Raw genomic sequence first — 13,349 nt, 5'->3', positions numbered from 1 at the left:
GATCATTGAAGTTACAAGGTTACGCCACACCATCACCAGCGATAGTCAGACACGGACGTAAGCCGCATATGCGTGGAGTAATCAACAACAGTGACCGGGAAGCGTCGTGCCTGTCCGAAGGAAAATTCGCCTCGATCTTCGCTCAATGTCCGGATGCCATGCTTATCGTCAGCCTTGCTGACGGGCACATCATGGACGCCAACGAGGCGTTCGTAGAGCGAACCGGCCTCCCCCTTGATGAAGTGATTGGCAAGACACCGACAGAACTGAATCTGTGGGCAGTGCCAGGCATCGGCCCAAAAGTCTTGCTGCAATTGCAGACCGACGATATCCATAATCTGGAGATACCCTTTCGGCGCAAAAACGGCGAAACCTTTTCAGGGCTCATGTCCGCCCAACCGTTCGAGCATAGCCCGATACCTGCCGTGCTGGTGATAGTGCGTGACATCACCCAGCTCAAACTGGCCCGCCAACAACTGCAGCTTTCCGAAGAGAAGTTCGCCAAAGCCTTTCATGCCTCGCCTGACGGGATGGCGATTACCCGGCAACAGGACGGCATGCTGCTGGAGGTCAACGAAGGGTTTTGCCGTCAGACCGGGTACAGCGAAAAGTACTGCCTTGACCACTCGACATTTGACCTGGGCATCTGGGTTGACCTGAGCGAGCGCTCAAGGCTCATCGAACGCATGAAAAAGCATGGCTTCGTCAAAGACATGCGGGTCCGCATTCGTCACAACAATGGCGATATTCGACTGTGCGAACTGTCCTCTCAACCCCTCATCATCGCCGGCGAACACTGTCTGCTGACGATCACACGCGATATCACCGAAAGCAGGCAAATGCAGGAGAAACTGCATCTGGCGGCGACTGTTTTCGAGAGCACTGCCGAAGGTGTGCTCATCACCAATACCGACCAGAGCATCAGCGCCGTCAACCGCGCGTTCACGGAAATCACTGGCTACAGCGAAAGTGAAGCCATCGGCCAGACCCCTCGCCTGCTTGCCTCTGGCCAACATGACAGCGCGTTCTATGCCGCGATGTGGCACCAACTGGCGGCCGAGGGCCACTGGCAGGGCGAAATCAGCAACCGCCGCAAGAACGGCGAGCTTTACCCGAGCTGGCTGACCATCAGTGCCGTGCGCAACAAAGACGACCTCCTGACCCACTTCGTCGCCGTCTTCGCCGACATCTCCAGCCTCAAACACGCACAGGCGCGCCTCGACTATCAGGCCCACCATGACCCGCTCACCGGCCTGCCCAACCGAATACTGTTCGAGAGCAGGCTTCAGGCCGCCCTGCTGCACAGCGAAGAATCCGGCAGTCTCGGCGCAGTTCTGTTCCTCGATCTGGATCGCTTCAAGCACATCAATGACAGCCTGGGCCACCCCGTCGGCGACCTGCTGCTCAAAGGCATCGCACACCGCCTTAAGGAGACCCTGCGCGACATCGACACCGTCGCACGCCTGGGCGGCGACGAGTTCATCGTTCTGCTGCCCGGCCTGCTGCAAGCCAGCGACGCGCAGGCCATCGCCAATAAATTACTGGCCTGCTTCAACACGCCCTTTGAGGCAGGCGAACATGAGCTCTACATCAGCCCCAGCATCGGCAGCTGCGTGTTCCCCACCGACGGCACGGACGTAGCCACGCTGGTCAAAAATGCCGACGCGGCGATGTACCGCTCCAAGGCAAAAGGCCGCAACCGCGTCGAAAGCTATACCTGCGACCTCAGTGAGCAGGCCAGCGAGCGCATCGCCCTCGAGCAGGAACTGAGACGAGCCCTGGAGCGCAATCAACTGACACTGGCCTACCAGCCCAAAATCAACCTGACGACCCACACACTGGCAGGCGCAGAAGCCCTGATCCGCTGGAACCACCCGACCTTTGGCGAAGTACCGCCCGAGCACTTCATTCCCCTGGCTGAAGAAAACGGCATGATCCTGCAGATCGGCGACTGGGTGCTAGAGCAGGCCTGCCGCCAGATGGGCGTATGGCGCAAGACCTGTCAGCCGTTCGGCCCGCTCTCGGTGAACCTGGCAGGCGCGCAACTGCGCCAGACCAACCTGCTGGAACGCATCGAACAGCTGCTCACGGACAACGGCCTGGAACCCGGCTGCCTGCAACTGGAGATCACCGAAAACTTCATCATGAGCCAGACCCAGGAAGCACTGGCCGTGCTGCACCAATTGAAGACACTCGGCGTGCAACTGGCGATCGACGACTTCGGCACCGGCTACTCCTCACTGAGCTACCTCAAACGCCTGCCACTGGACATCCTCAAGATCGACCAGTCCTTCGTCCGCGGCCTGCCGGAAGACACCCACGACGCCGCCATCGTCCGCGCCATCATCGCCCTTGGGCGCAGCCTGCAACTGACCGTGATCGCCGAGGGCGTGGAGAACAGCGAACAGCAGCAATTTCTGACCAGCGAAGGCTGCGAACAGATCCAGGGCTACATCGTCAGCCTGCCCCTCGACGCCGAAGAATTCCGCGCAAGATTTCTTCTTATGAATCTTTCGGACTTTTCGGATAGCACAGCCGCGAAACCGCCGTTATAATCCGCGACCTACTGAGGGCCCATAGCTCAGTTGGTTAGAGCAGAGGACTCATAATCCTTTGGTCCACGGTTCAAGTCCGTGTGGGCCCACCATACTCAAAGCCGCGCACTGCGCGGCTTTTGTGTTTCTGGTGAGGTCCTCTCAGATACAGTCCTGTAGTGGTCTATTAACTCCAGACACTCATTCAGGCGAGAATATCGCCAGATAGAAGTGTCTGATTACCACTACAGTTGCCTGCATGACAGGGGCAGGCCAGCTTTTGCGCTCTCCCCTATCGCGGCCTTTCCCGGTGCGATTCAGGTTCAAGCCCGCTTCGGCAACTTCCAGTTCGGCCGGATGAAGTGGCAGGTATAACCGTTCGGTATCCGCTCCAGATAATCCTGGTGCTCCGGCTCCGCCTCCCAGAACTCACTCGCGGGCTCGATTTGCGTGACCACACGCCCCGGCCACAGCTTGGAGGCGTCCACGTCAGCCGCGGTATCTTCGGCAATATCCCTTTGCTGTTCACTCAGGTAGTAAATCGCCGAACGATAGCTTGGCCCAAGATCATTGCCCTGCCGGTTAGGCGTGCTCGGGTCATGGATCTGGAAAAAGAACTCAAGAATCTGCCGGTAGCTGATTACCGCCGGGTCAAACACGATCTCAATCGCTTCGGCATGATTGCCGTGGTTGCGGTAGGTGGCGTTCGGTACGTCACCACCGGTGTAGCCGACTCGCGTATGCAGCACGCCGGGGTAGCGTCGCAATAAATCTTGCATGCCCCAGAAGCAGCCGCCGGCAAGGATGGCGGTTTCGGTTGGGTTGGTCATGGTCTGTCCTTGCGGTTTATGGAGACAGGGATAGTTATGGGGTGATGCCGGGCAATACCAAGCCGGATGAAGTAAAAAACAGGATCGTGTTGCGGAACGAGTAAACGTCCTACGGAAGCCTTGGCGCCTTGCTCCGTTGCCTGCAGTTGCGTCAGACTCCGCTGGCTTGAGCGCTTGAGTCAGCGTTTCCAAGGTGGCTCGGTCGCTGACAACTCAGTGATCGGGTTTAGTTGACCCACTCCAAACCTGCCAACCAAACAACTATAAGCCCACTCCCCCCACAGCATCCTCCCCACTCATCGACCCTCTCAATCACCCGATCAAAACATCCGATTAGCCATCCTCCGAAACATTCCGTAACGTTGTTTCCCGGTGCGACAGATGCGCGCACCGCTTGAGCTTTTAATCCCCCCGCTCAGCCCACGACCACGCACGAGCCCACCATGTCTTTGAACACCCCGCAGCAAATCGCTGAAATTGCCGTCGAAAGCGGCGTCAAGAAAGCCCACTTGGGCCTGCCGTCGTTGATGATCCTGGGCTTTCTGGCAGGGGCTTTCATTGCCCTCGGGTTTCTTCTCGATATTCATGTCAGCACCATGATCCCTCACGAGTGGGCGTCGCTGGGCAATCTGCTTGGCGCTGTGGTGTTTCCGGTCGGGCTGATTCTGGTGGTGCTGGCCGGTGGCGAGTTGCTGACTGGCAACATGATGAGCCTGCCCATGGCGCTGTTCGCCGGGCGTATCGGTCTGGGTCAGTTGGTGCGTAACTGGGTGCTGGTGACGCTGGCCAACCTGATCGGCGCGCTGTTCGTCGCCTATTGTTTCGGCCATGTGGTCGGGCTGACTGAAGGCGCCTTCATGGCCAAGACCGTGGCCATCGCCAATGCCAAGGTGGGGGCCAGCTTTGAACAGGCCTTCATCTCGGGTATTGGCTGCAATTGGCTGGTGTGCCTGGCGGTGTGGCTCAGCTACGCGAGCAAGGACGTGATCGGTAAAGTGGTCGGCATGTGGTTTCCGGTGATGGCATTTGTAGCAATCGGCTTTCAGCACATCGTCGCCAACATGTTCGTCATACCTGCAGCGATCTTTGCCGGCGCCTTGAGCTGGGCGCAGTTCGGCGACAATTTCGTTCCGGTATTTTTGGGTAACGCGGTGGGCGGCGCAGTGTTCGTCGGCCTGGCCTATCACTTGGCTTTCTTCAACGCGGCGACCAAGCCTGTTGAAATGTCCAGGACCAGCGGCGCGCAAACGCCGGAATAATCCGGTCCAACGCCATACAGACGCTGCGGTGATAAAAGATGATGACCGCAGAGCGAAAAGCTCAGCGGGGGGTGAGTGTCAATGTGGCTCAACAGGCCGTAAATCCCAATAGCGGAGAGCACCGCCTGAGCTCAGAGGACGAGATCAATCAAGGTGCCGTACGCCGCTCAGTCTGATTAGGGTACTCCATCAAACCCTGACTCAACGCCACCACCCCCACCATCCCCTCCCCCAATTCAACCTCGACCCCCACACCCTGCAACCCGCCCACTGCCGTCCATTCCTCAAGCGCCAAGCCGTGCAACTTCAAAAACGCTTCGCGCCTGCACCATGCCTTGGCGAACGCCATAGTGCGAATCGACTCGGGCAAGCCTGACAGGCCGGTAGCAACCTCAGCCCCCAGATAATCCTGCGCGACAGTATGCCAGTCCGGCACCGTCTGAACCTGCATCAAGTCCACGCCGACTGCGCCTTGAAGATTGATGGCAGCCAGAGAGAATCCAGCCTCGTGGCTGATGGAAAACCCTGGCACCGGCAGCCCGTCGATAAGCAATCGCGGCGCGACACCTGGGGCGCTGATGAACGTGATCGCCCCGGATGGCAATTCGAGCCACTGTTCCACGGCGCTACGCACGCGAGTCCGAATGCGGTTTCTGGCTTCATCCCTTGCACAGCCCGGTCGGGTGACGCAGCTGACCAGCAATACATTCTGCCGAGGGAAAGGCTTTGGCGGGGCAAGCCGGTCATCTTCATCGAATGCCCAGCTCGCCCCGCGTTTCATGCCCTGTCAGGTGACGCGGGGCAACCTGCCCAGCGGCTGCCGGCAGGGATGTGTTCGCCCTTCATGACCAGGGTCAGTGCGCCAAGGTGCGCATCGTTGCCGACGACCGCGCTATAGAGCACGGCGCTTCGTGGGCCCATGTACACGCGTTCGCCGATGCTGACGTGGTCGATCTTCATGACTCGGTCTTCGAACAGGTGGGTCTGCGGGCAGGCGCCGGCATTCAGTTCGCTGTCTGCGCCGATGCTGACGCAGTCGAATTCGGTGATGTCGGTCGTGTCCATGTAAACCCCGCGACCAATCTTGCAGCCGAGCACATTGAATGCCAGTGGCAACCACGGTGTGCCGCGCAGGTAGCGCATGAAGTTTGGTGCGGCCATGCCTTCATACAGACTGGTGATGCCCTCCGACAGCCATACGAAGGGCGTCCACATCGGGTCAGCGCGTTTTCGATAGCGGCCCATCACTAGCCACTTCAGGGCCACGATCAGCAGAAAGTTACCCACGCTGTACGCCATGCCGATGACGGCGAGGTAGGCCAGCACGGCGCCCCAGCGATCGTTGTCAGCGAGTGGCATCAGGTCGAGCATCACCGTGTAGCCAACGGCGATCACCACCGCGTGCGGGGTGACAATGCGCACGCCTTCGACAAGGCCGCGGGCCAGGCGGCGCAGCCGTGATGGCTTGAAGGTCAGCGATTCGGGAGCGCCGCTCACCTGCTCGCGGGCAGGCAGGTGGATCGGTGGGGAGCCCAGCCAGGTATCGCCGTCGACTATTTTGCTGTTGTGCGGTGCGCAGGAATGGACGCCGATCAGGACGTTTTCCGGCAGCACCGTGCCATCAGCGATGTATCCGCCGTTGCCGACAAAGCTGCGATGCGACACGACAGTGGGTTGCATGGTCATCCAGCCGCCGTCGATGCGCTCATCACCAAGCATCACCGCATCGGCGATAAAGGTTTCATCGCCCAGGGTCAGCATGTCCGGGATGACGCCCTGCGCACTGGAGATCTCGGCATCACGCCCTACTTTCGCGCCCAACAGCCGATACCAGAAGGGCGAATACACCGTGGCGTAGATGCCGGACAGCACGTTGAGGCTCGCTTCCTGAATCTGGCTGATCAGCCATTTGGCGCAGTAGGTATTGCTGTGTACCTCATAACGACCCGGTTTGAGGCGCGGGAAAACGAGCCAGCGCAATGCCGCCGACGCCAGAACAGTCGCGACAATCAGCACCGCACTGGCCGGGAAGGCGATCAGGAAATAGCGCGCCAGTTGTCCCAGTGGTCCGCTGCCCTCGAACCATGGCAAGACGTTCTGCGTGTCGAACCAGTCAATCAGGAAGAAGGTCGGGAAGACCGGGATAAAGAATAACGTCGCGATCAGCAGTACGCCGAAGGCGAAGAACAGTTTTTCTGCCCGCAAACGCGCAGGACTGGTCACAGGCCGCGCCGGTTGACCGAGCGTATCGAACGCGCCGACATCACGCGCTGGCGAGCCCTGCCAGATGCGCCCAGCGGGAACCTCTCGGCCGTCGGCCATGGCCGATTGGGCTTCCAGATGTCCCCACGGGCCTACAGCCGTATTGCCTTCCATGATCACGTAAGAGCCAACACAGGCATTGTCCTGCAAGGCGATACGCCCCAAATGCAACTGGCCCCGTTCAACGCGCGCATTTTCGAAGCTGACACCGTTGCCGACGCTGACCCCGTCGCCGATTTCCAGCAGGTCATGAGCCCGTACTGTAGCCCCGCCGATAATCACGTCCTGCCCGATTTTCGCGCCCAGTGCACGCAGCCACAGGGGATAAAGTGACGAGCCGCTCAGCAGATAAGTCGGCGCCGACTCGACCATGCGGTCTGCGGCCCACCAGCGAAAGTAGGTAACGCCCCACAGCGGATAGATCCCGGGCTTCAGGCGGCCGACGATCAGCCACTTGGCCGCCAGCGCGATGAAAAACTGCAGAACGGTGGCAATCAGAAATACCGAGATCGACGCCAGCGTCGCCAACGCGACAGAGTCGTCGGGCGAGCCGGTGAGCAAGTGGTAGGTAAAGAACGGTGCGAGCCATTGGGTCATGCGCAGGCTGACCATGACCGGCAATACCAGCGCCTGGGCCACGCCGCAGCGCCAGCGGCGCCAGGCTGACGGAGGCGTCCAGTCCACCGGCGCGTCCATCTCTTGTGGCGCCTGATCCAGCACTTCGGCAATCGCACCGATACGCCGATGCTGGTAAATGTCGCGCACCGTGACTTGAGCGAAACGCGGGTTGGCCCGCAGTGCCGAGGCCAGACGCGCAGCAAAGAACGAATGCCCACCCAGATCGGTGAAAAAGTCCGCATCGCGGCGGATCGGCATGCCGGGGAACAGCGTGCTCAGCGCGGCAAACAGTGCAATCTCACCTTCGGTTTGCGCCACATCGGACTCTGCGCTGGCGGCCTTGGCATCCACCGTCAACGGCCGAGCCTTGAGCGTTTTGCGGTCGATTTTGCCGGACGTGAGGCGCGGCATGCTGTCGAGCAGTTCGAAGTGTCCCGGGACCATGTACGGCGGCAACTGCGCCTGCAGGGTTTTGCGCAACTGACTTGTGAATGCGGAAGGCGTCGAGGTGTCGCTCACCAGATAGGCAATCAGCTGATCAACGCCCGCCTCGTTGCGCAACAGGACGGCAACGGTGCCCACGCCAGGCTGTTGCGCCAACAGCGATTCAATCTCGCCCAGTTCGACGCGAAAGCCCCGAATTTTTACCTGATCGTCGGCCCGCCCGAGGCACTGCACCTGCCCGTCATCGTCGATCCGGGCAAGGTCGCCGGTTCGATACAGGCGCGCATCGTGATAGCCGGTGGACCATGGGTTCGGCAGGAATTTTTCCTGGGTCAGGTCCGGCCGGCCAAGATACCCCTCGGCCAGACCGGGGCCGATGATGCACAGCTCGCCGACTTCGCCACGCGGCAGCAGGCTGGGCGCCAGGGTGCTCCCGACCGCAGGGTCATTGGCGATGACCAACAGCCCGTAATTGGGTAACGGTGTGCCAATCGACACCGGGCGACCACGCGACAGACGCGCCAGGCTGGCCGATACAGTGGCTTCGGTAGGGCCGTAGGTGTTGAACATCTGCCGGTTCGGCGTTGCCCAGCGATCGACCAGCGACTCAGGGCACATCTCGCCGCCCAGGTTGATCAGACGCAGACCGGGAACGTCTTCGCTGAACAGCGCCAGCAAAGTGGGCACCGCATGCAAGACGCTGATGCGCTGCTCATTCAGCAAGCGCGGCAGGGTTTCCGGGTCACCGCTGGTTTCCTTCGGACCTATCCACAGCGTCGCGCCCACCAGATAGGCAATCCAGATTTCTTCGAAGGACATGTCGAAGGCCACGGAGAAGCCCTGGTAGACCCGGTCGCTGGCCCGAATGCCGAGTATCGCGTTCTCGCTGCGCAGAAAATGGCAGATGCTGCGCTGGGAAATCAGAATCCCCTTGGGCTTGCCCGTAGAGCCGGAGGTATAGATCACATAGGCAGGATGGTCGGGAAGCACACCACTGCGGCGCACCAACGCTGCGTCGGTCGGCGTCAGCAGGTGTTCGGCAGTCCACACCTTCAAGCCGGTATCGGCCAACACCGGCATTAACGCATCACAGGAAACCAGCCCGACTGCGCTGGCGTCGTCCAGGCAAATCTGCAGGCGCTCCACCGGCGTGTCCTGATCCAAGGGCAGCCAGGCAGCGCCCGCCTTGGCAATACCGGCCTGCATGACCAACAGCTCGATGCCGCGTGGCAGCCACAGACCGACGATATCCCCCGGACGAACACCCGCGCTGATCAGCGCAGAAGCCACCTGATCGGCCTGCTGGTCCAGCTCGCCATAACTGATCTGACGCTCGCCGAAGATCAATGCCACATGCTGCGGATTGCGCCGGGCAATGGCTTCCAGCAGATCGGCCAGCACTTCCTCACGTAGCAGCTCAGGTTGAATAGGGCCGTAAATCACGTCCAGCGATTGTTCGTTCTGGCCTAGCGTCGACAGGTTCAGGTTATTCATGGCAGCAGGTATTAGCTCGTCTGAAGGAGGTGCCTGAGATTTTCTGGTTATGAGCCGGTCCGTCAGCGATTGGCGCGAATTCTGTGGTGGTTGCGTGTCCGGAATATGTCCGTTTTGATACATTTTGGCTGGAGCGCTGCAGCTCTCACCGAGGCAAGAGAACAGGCTGGCAAGGCGAATATGGCAAAGGCTGGCTGTACGAATCTTGAACAACAAAACGAAGGTGGCGGATTGCCCACATTGCTGCGCGGGTTACAGCAGACGCCACAAGGTCTCGCGCGTCGCGGGATTGAAAGACTGCGCCTGACGATCCATGACGCCTCTCAGTCCATCGCCAATACGCTCCGTCGGCATCGGGTGAAAGCCATGTTGCCGAAACCATGGACCGTTCCAGCGCGGCTCGCGAAATGTGGTCAGGCTGATCGCGTGCAACTGGCAAACCTGCGCGTACGCCTCGACAGATGACAACAGGCTTTTTCCGACACCTTTGCCGGATGCACCAGGCTCGACCGAGATGTTGTCCAGATATAGAAAATCATCCAGCAGGCGCATGGCTGCAAAACCGATGATTTCACCGCTGTGCCTGTTGGCAGCGACCACCACCCGGCAGGCTTTGAACCTCTCTGCGCCCAGCGGCGGGCTTTCGGCGACATGCGCCAGAGAAGGAATGCTTTTGTAACGTTGACGCGCCTGCACTGACAGGCGCTGTAACGAGTCCAGGTCACTGTGTTGCGACACACGCAGATCAAATTCCACCCGCTTTTCCTCCCTGACTGCCTGACATCGAAACCAGATGCCGATGAGCACATCTGGACGGTGAGCCGAATAATCACCACAATCGGCTCACTCCATGAGCCGATTAACTTTTTATTCGGCTCACTGCATAGGCGGATACGATGTCCGAACATCTCTGGATCTGGCAACAGCCGAACTGGCCGCGCTTCCATTGGCGCGAAGAACGCCTTGCACCGTTGATACGAGCGTGCGCCAAGGCTCAAGGTCGCTTGCTGGGTATGAGCGGTGCAGTGGGTGGCGATGCGCAAATGTGCGAGGGTTTGAATGCCCTGCTGCAGAATATCGTCACCTCGTCCGCCATCGAAGGCGAGCGACTGAATGCAGATTCTGTCAGGTCGTCGCTGGCACGCCGCCTGGGGATCGCCGATAACGGCAAGCATAGCCCTCGCAGCGAGGGGTTGGCCGAGCTGATGCTGGACGCCACACGTGGTCATGATCAGCCACTTGACTTGCAACGTCTGTGTACCTGGCATCGCTGGCTGTTCCCGGAAGAGGACAGCTTTGTGTCTGCTCGCATCCTGGTCGGTCAGTTGCGTAGCGACGAACCTACGCAAGTGGTCTCAGGGAGGCTTGATCGACCCATCGTGCATTTTGAAGCGCCACCGCGGGCTGGACTTGAGCGGCAGCTGGAGGATTTTCTCGACTGGTTTGCCAGCAGTCAAAGTGATCCGACGCTCGATCCATTCGTGCGGGCAGGTATCGCGCATTTCTGGTTTGTAACCCTGCATCCGTTTGACGACGGCAATGGTCGCCTGACTCGGGCCATTACAGACCTGGCGCTGACTCAGGGCGATCAGCAAGCCATACGACTGTTTGCCATGTCCGCCAGCATCCTTGCTGACCGCGCCGGCTATTACCACGTTCTGGAGACCAGTCAGAAAAGCACGACCGATATCACCGAGTGGCTGGAATGGTTCCTGCGCACATTGTTGAAAAGCATTGAAAACGCCTTGGTTCATATAGAACGAGTACTGGGCAAAACGCGATTTTGGCAATTACATCGCGACAACGACCTGAGCGCCGAACAGGTCAAGGTGCTGAATCGGCTACTGGATGGCGGCGAGCGTGGCTTTGAAAACGGTCTGAGCGCAGCGCAGTATCAGGCAGTGGCTAAGGTCTCGAAGGCCACTGCTACCCGCCACTTAAGTGATCTGCTTGCCAAAAACTGCCTGGTTCGCCTGCCCGGAGGAGGCCGCAGCACTCGCTACCAGATCAATCTGCCCTTGCCGTAGAACCCTACACAGCAGAAGGAGCTGCTAGCGCTTCAGACGTGCGCCACTGGTCGCATCGACTGTAGCATCCAGTTCCGCACCGGACAGAAACTGGCTGTAGTAATCATGCAGTTCGGCTTCCCAACCGGCCACCTCGTCCAGCGCCGCCTCGGCTTGTTCCTTGCTCAAGGCAAAGTGAGCGTGCTGACTGAGCAGATTGCCTCGGTTGAGCCGCGACCCTTCGATGCCGACTGACATGGCAAGTGCCTGAGCAGGCCCTTCGTCCAGAATGGGCAGTACGTCGTACATCGGCGATAACCTCCAGCCACCTTCTTTCCAGATGACTGCATGGTTACGGGGATGGTCATCGGCATTGCCGACCAGCACGTTGTAGGCCATGCGTCGATACAGCTCATGCCGATCAACGTCAGGCGCACCACGACGATACAGCTCATCGGCGAGTGCCGCATATTGCCAGTCGGGGTGCGTACGGGCCTTCCACTCGGCGTCCAGCAAGGTCAAGCCGCTGAGCATCGGCAGTCGGCGGAAGCGATGGGTTTGCTCATCAAAAGCGCGGTCGAAACGCTCGACCAACAGTGTATTGATCCGCTCGCCGCGATACAGAGAGGTGTTGGCCGCCTGCAACCCTTTAAGCCCTGCGAAGGTCATGCAGGCGTGCTCAACGGAGGGCAGGTCATAGTGATCGAATTTGTCGCGAGGCTTGGCCAGAATCAGTTTTCTGTCGCCCAGATAAGTTCGCTTGGGGCGTGCGCCGCCAGCGGAAGATCGCTGATCCCTTACCTTCAGAACCTCCAGCTGCTCGGCGCTGAGCTGGCTGTCATAGATCGCTTCACAGGCATCGATGAAATGATCGAGCCCTTTGGCACGAAAGGCCTTGGGAGGCGTCTGGCCCAGCCCGTCCTGCGCGACACGCGACAGGCCGGCCATGATATTGCCCGCTCTGTCGCTGTTGGGCGACTTGAGCAGCAGCTGTATCGAGTCCAACGGGCATTTTTCAACCCGATGCAGCAACCGCTCTCCCCAACCATCGGGCATGGCATCATCGATAAAACCCGGGACGCCACCATTTTTAGTCACGGTGTAGGATCGCGTGGACAGTGGATACCTGAAAGGATCCGGCACCCAGATGTTTTCCTGCACCGCATCCGGTGCATATTGGAATGTTCCGACGCCAGCCTGAATCGTCAGCTTACCCAGCGTCAGTGTCTCTCCGCTGACAGGGCATTCCATGTAGATATAAGCCTGGGCCATCAGAAGTCCTCCGGCTTGTGTCGAGGCAGGCGGACACGCTTTCGGTCGGCAGCTTCAAGCTGCTCGACACTGAACGACTCGTCATCCCGAAGCCCTTGAAACAATCGCTCCGACACCCCCAGCCCCCAGACCACCAGCATGAAGTCACGCAGCGATACGCCTTCGGCATTGCCTGCCTCGATACGTCGAAACGTACGAAGCGAGATGCCCAGCCTTTCGGCAAGATCGACCTGGCGGATGCCTTGCTGCAACCTGGTCTGCTTTACCAGCAGGGCAATGCGCAAAAGCGTGTCGGTGCACTGAACGGGGAAAAAAGCCTTCATGAGCAGGTACCAACGGGCAGGCGCAGGAGTTCGAGAAAAAACAAAGTAACACGGATAGCTACGTGGACCCGAAAGTAATAGATCACGAAAGAACACATTAACCCTCATAAAGTGTCATTAAGTGATATCTTAATTACACATAAAAATCGTGTTCACTGCCCTCAGCGCTTCATTCCTACACCTTAAGTGCGCAATACCACGTCACTGATCATCGACATACCCCAACCATCCCCCATCAAAATGTGGCTTACTGAGGACTGCCATCATCCAATCAGGGAATCTCTTCCCTACCCTCGCGGTCTCTTAA

9 protein-coding genes and 1 tRNA gene are annotated in these 13,349 nt (G+C 59.3%); 4 read left to right on the top strand and 6 right to left on the bottom strand.

Annotation, left to right across the window (positions count from 1 at the left end):
• The first annotated feature begins 68 nt into the window (after window positions 1-68).
• Window positions 69-2,555, top strand: coding sequence for a bifunctional diguanylate cyclase/phosphodiesterase (locus JOE29_RS01770; RefSeq protein WP_210078749.1), 2,487 nt, complete (start codon window positions 69-71; stop codon window positions 2,553-2,555).
• A 15-nt stretch (window positions 2,556-2,570) separates the two neighbouring features.
• Window positions 2,571-2,647, top strand: a tRNA-Ile gene (locus tag JOE29_RS01765).
• Between the two features lie 210 nt (window positions 2,648-2,857).
• Here the strand turns inward: JOE29_RS01765 and msrA are convergent.
• Window positions 2,858-3,364, bottom strand: a complete 507-nt coding sequence (gene msrA / locus JOE29_RS01760; RefSeq protein ID WP_003372371.1) for a peptide-methionine (S)-S-oxide reductase MsrA — start codon at window positions 3,362-3,364, stop codon at window positions 2,858-2,860.
• A gap of 443 nt (window positions 3,365-3,807) precedes the next feature.
• Between msrA and JOE29_RS01755 the strand changes: the two genes are divergently transcribed.
• The gene (locus tag JOE29_RS01755; protein ID WP_016569150.1) at window positions 3,808-4,623 is read left to right on the top strand and encodes a formate/nitrite transporter family protein; all 816 of its coding nucleotides are present in this window, start codon (window positions 3,808-3,810) and stop codon (window positions 4,621-4,623) included.
• A gap of 148 nt (window positions 4,624-4,771) precedes the next feature.
• Here JOE29_RS01755 and JOE29_RS01750 read toward each other — a convergent pair whose 3' ends face one another.
• The 3 genes from JOE29_RS01750 to JOE29_RS01740 all read right to left on the bottom strand — a co-directional run bounded on the left by JOE29_RS01750 (window position 4,772) and on the right by JOE29_RS01740 (window position 10,197).
• Window positions 4,772-5,404, bottom strand: coding sequence for a 4'-phosphopantetheinyl transferase superfamily protein (locus JOE29_RS01750; RefSeq protein WP_210078748.1), 633 nt, complete (start codon window positions 5,402-5,404; stop codon window positions 4,772-4,774).
• Complete coding sequence (locus JOE29_RS01745) at window positions 5,401-9,441, bottom strand: Pls/PosA family non-ribosomal peptide synthetase (RefSeq protein WP_210078747.1); 4,041 nt, start codon at window positions 9,439-9,441, stop codon at window positions 5,401-5,403. Before JOE29_RS01745 ends, JOE29_RS01750 begins: the two co-directional genes overlap by 4 nt.
• 252 nt (window positions 9,442-9,693) lie before the next feature.
• Entirely contained in the window at window positions 9,694-10,197 is a 504-nt protein-coding gene (locus tag JOE29_RS01740) for a GNAT family N-acetyltransferase (protein ID WP_003411807.1), read from the bottom strand.
• Between the two features lie 140 nt (window positions 10,198-10,337).
• Here JOE29_RS01740 and JOE29_RS01735 point away from each other — a divergent pair, with 140 nt between their 5' ends.
• On the top strand, window positions 10,338-11,468 hold the full coding sequence (locus tag JOE29_RS01735; RefSeq protein ID WP_210078746.1) for a Fic family protein: 1,131 nt from the start codon (window positions 10,338-10,340) through the stop codon (window positions 11,466-11,468).
• A gap of 24 nt (window positions 11,469-11,492) precedes the next feature.
• Here the strand turns inward: JOE29_RS01735 and JOE29_RS01730 are convergent, their stop codons facing one another.
• Entirely contained in the window at window positions 11,493-12,719 is a 1,227-nt protein-coding gene (locus tag JOE29_RS01730) for a HipA domain-containing protein (protein ID WP_210078745.1), read from the bottom strand.
• Window positions 12,719-13,042, bottom strand: a complete 324-nt coding sequence (locus tag JOE29_RS01725) for a helix-turn-helix transcriptional regulator (protein WP_003316216.1) — start codon at window positions 13,040-13,042, stop codon at window positions 12,719-12,721. The genes JOE29_RS01730 and JOE29_RS01725 overlap by 1 nt, the downstream gene beginning before the upstream one ends.
• Window positions 13,043-13,349 lie beyond the last annotated feature (307 nt).

This window comes from Pseudomonas sp. PvP009, assembly GCF_017832995.1.
Classification (GTDB): Bacteria; Pseudomonadota; Gammaproteobacteria; order Pseudomonadales; family Pseudomonadaceae; genus Aquipseudomonas; species Aquipseudomonas syringae.
The sequence above is the reverse complement of the archived record's forward strand: the minus strand, read 5'-3'. Positions and strand labels throughout refer to the sequence as shown.

Excerpts from the sequence above, each read along its gene's own strand:
- JOE29_RS01730 (WP_210078745.1), bottom strand. The coding sequence starts at position 12,719 with ATGGCCCAGGCTTATATCTACATGGAATGCCCTGTCAGCGGAGAGACA.
- JOE29_RS01755 (WP_016569150.1), top strand. The coding sequence starts at position 3,808 with ATGTCTTTGAACACCCCGCAGCAAATCGCTGAAATTGCCGTCGAAAGC.
- JOE29_RS01750 (WP_210078748.1), bottom strand. The coding sequence starts at position 5,404 with ATGAAACGCGGGGCGAGCTGGGCATTCGATGAAGATGACCGGCTTGCC.
- JOE29_RS01735 (WP_210078746.1), top strand. The coding sequence starts at position 10,338 with ATGTCCGAACATCTCTGGATCTGGCAACAGCCGAACTGGCCGCGCTTC.
- JOE29_RS01725 (WP_003316216.1), bottom strand. The coding sequence starts at position 13,042 with ATGAAGGCTTTTTTCCCCGTTCAGTGCACCGACACGCTTTTGCGCATT.
- JOE29_RS01745 (WP_210078747.1), bottom strand. The coding sequence starts at position 9,441 with ATGAATAACCTGAACCTGTCGACGCTAGGCCAGAACGAACAATCGCTG.
- JOE29_RS01770 (WP_210078749.1), top strand. The coding sequence starts at position 69 with ATGCGTGGAGTAATCAACAACAGTGACCGGGAAGCGTCGTGCCTGTCC.
- msrA (WP_003372371.1), bottom strand. The coding sequence starts at position 3,364 with ATGACCAACCCAACCGAAACCGCCATCCTTGCCGGCGGCTGCTTCTGG.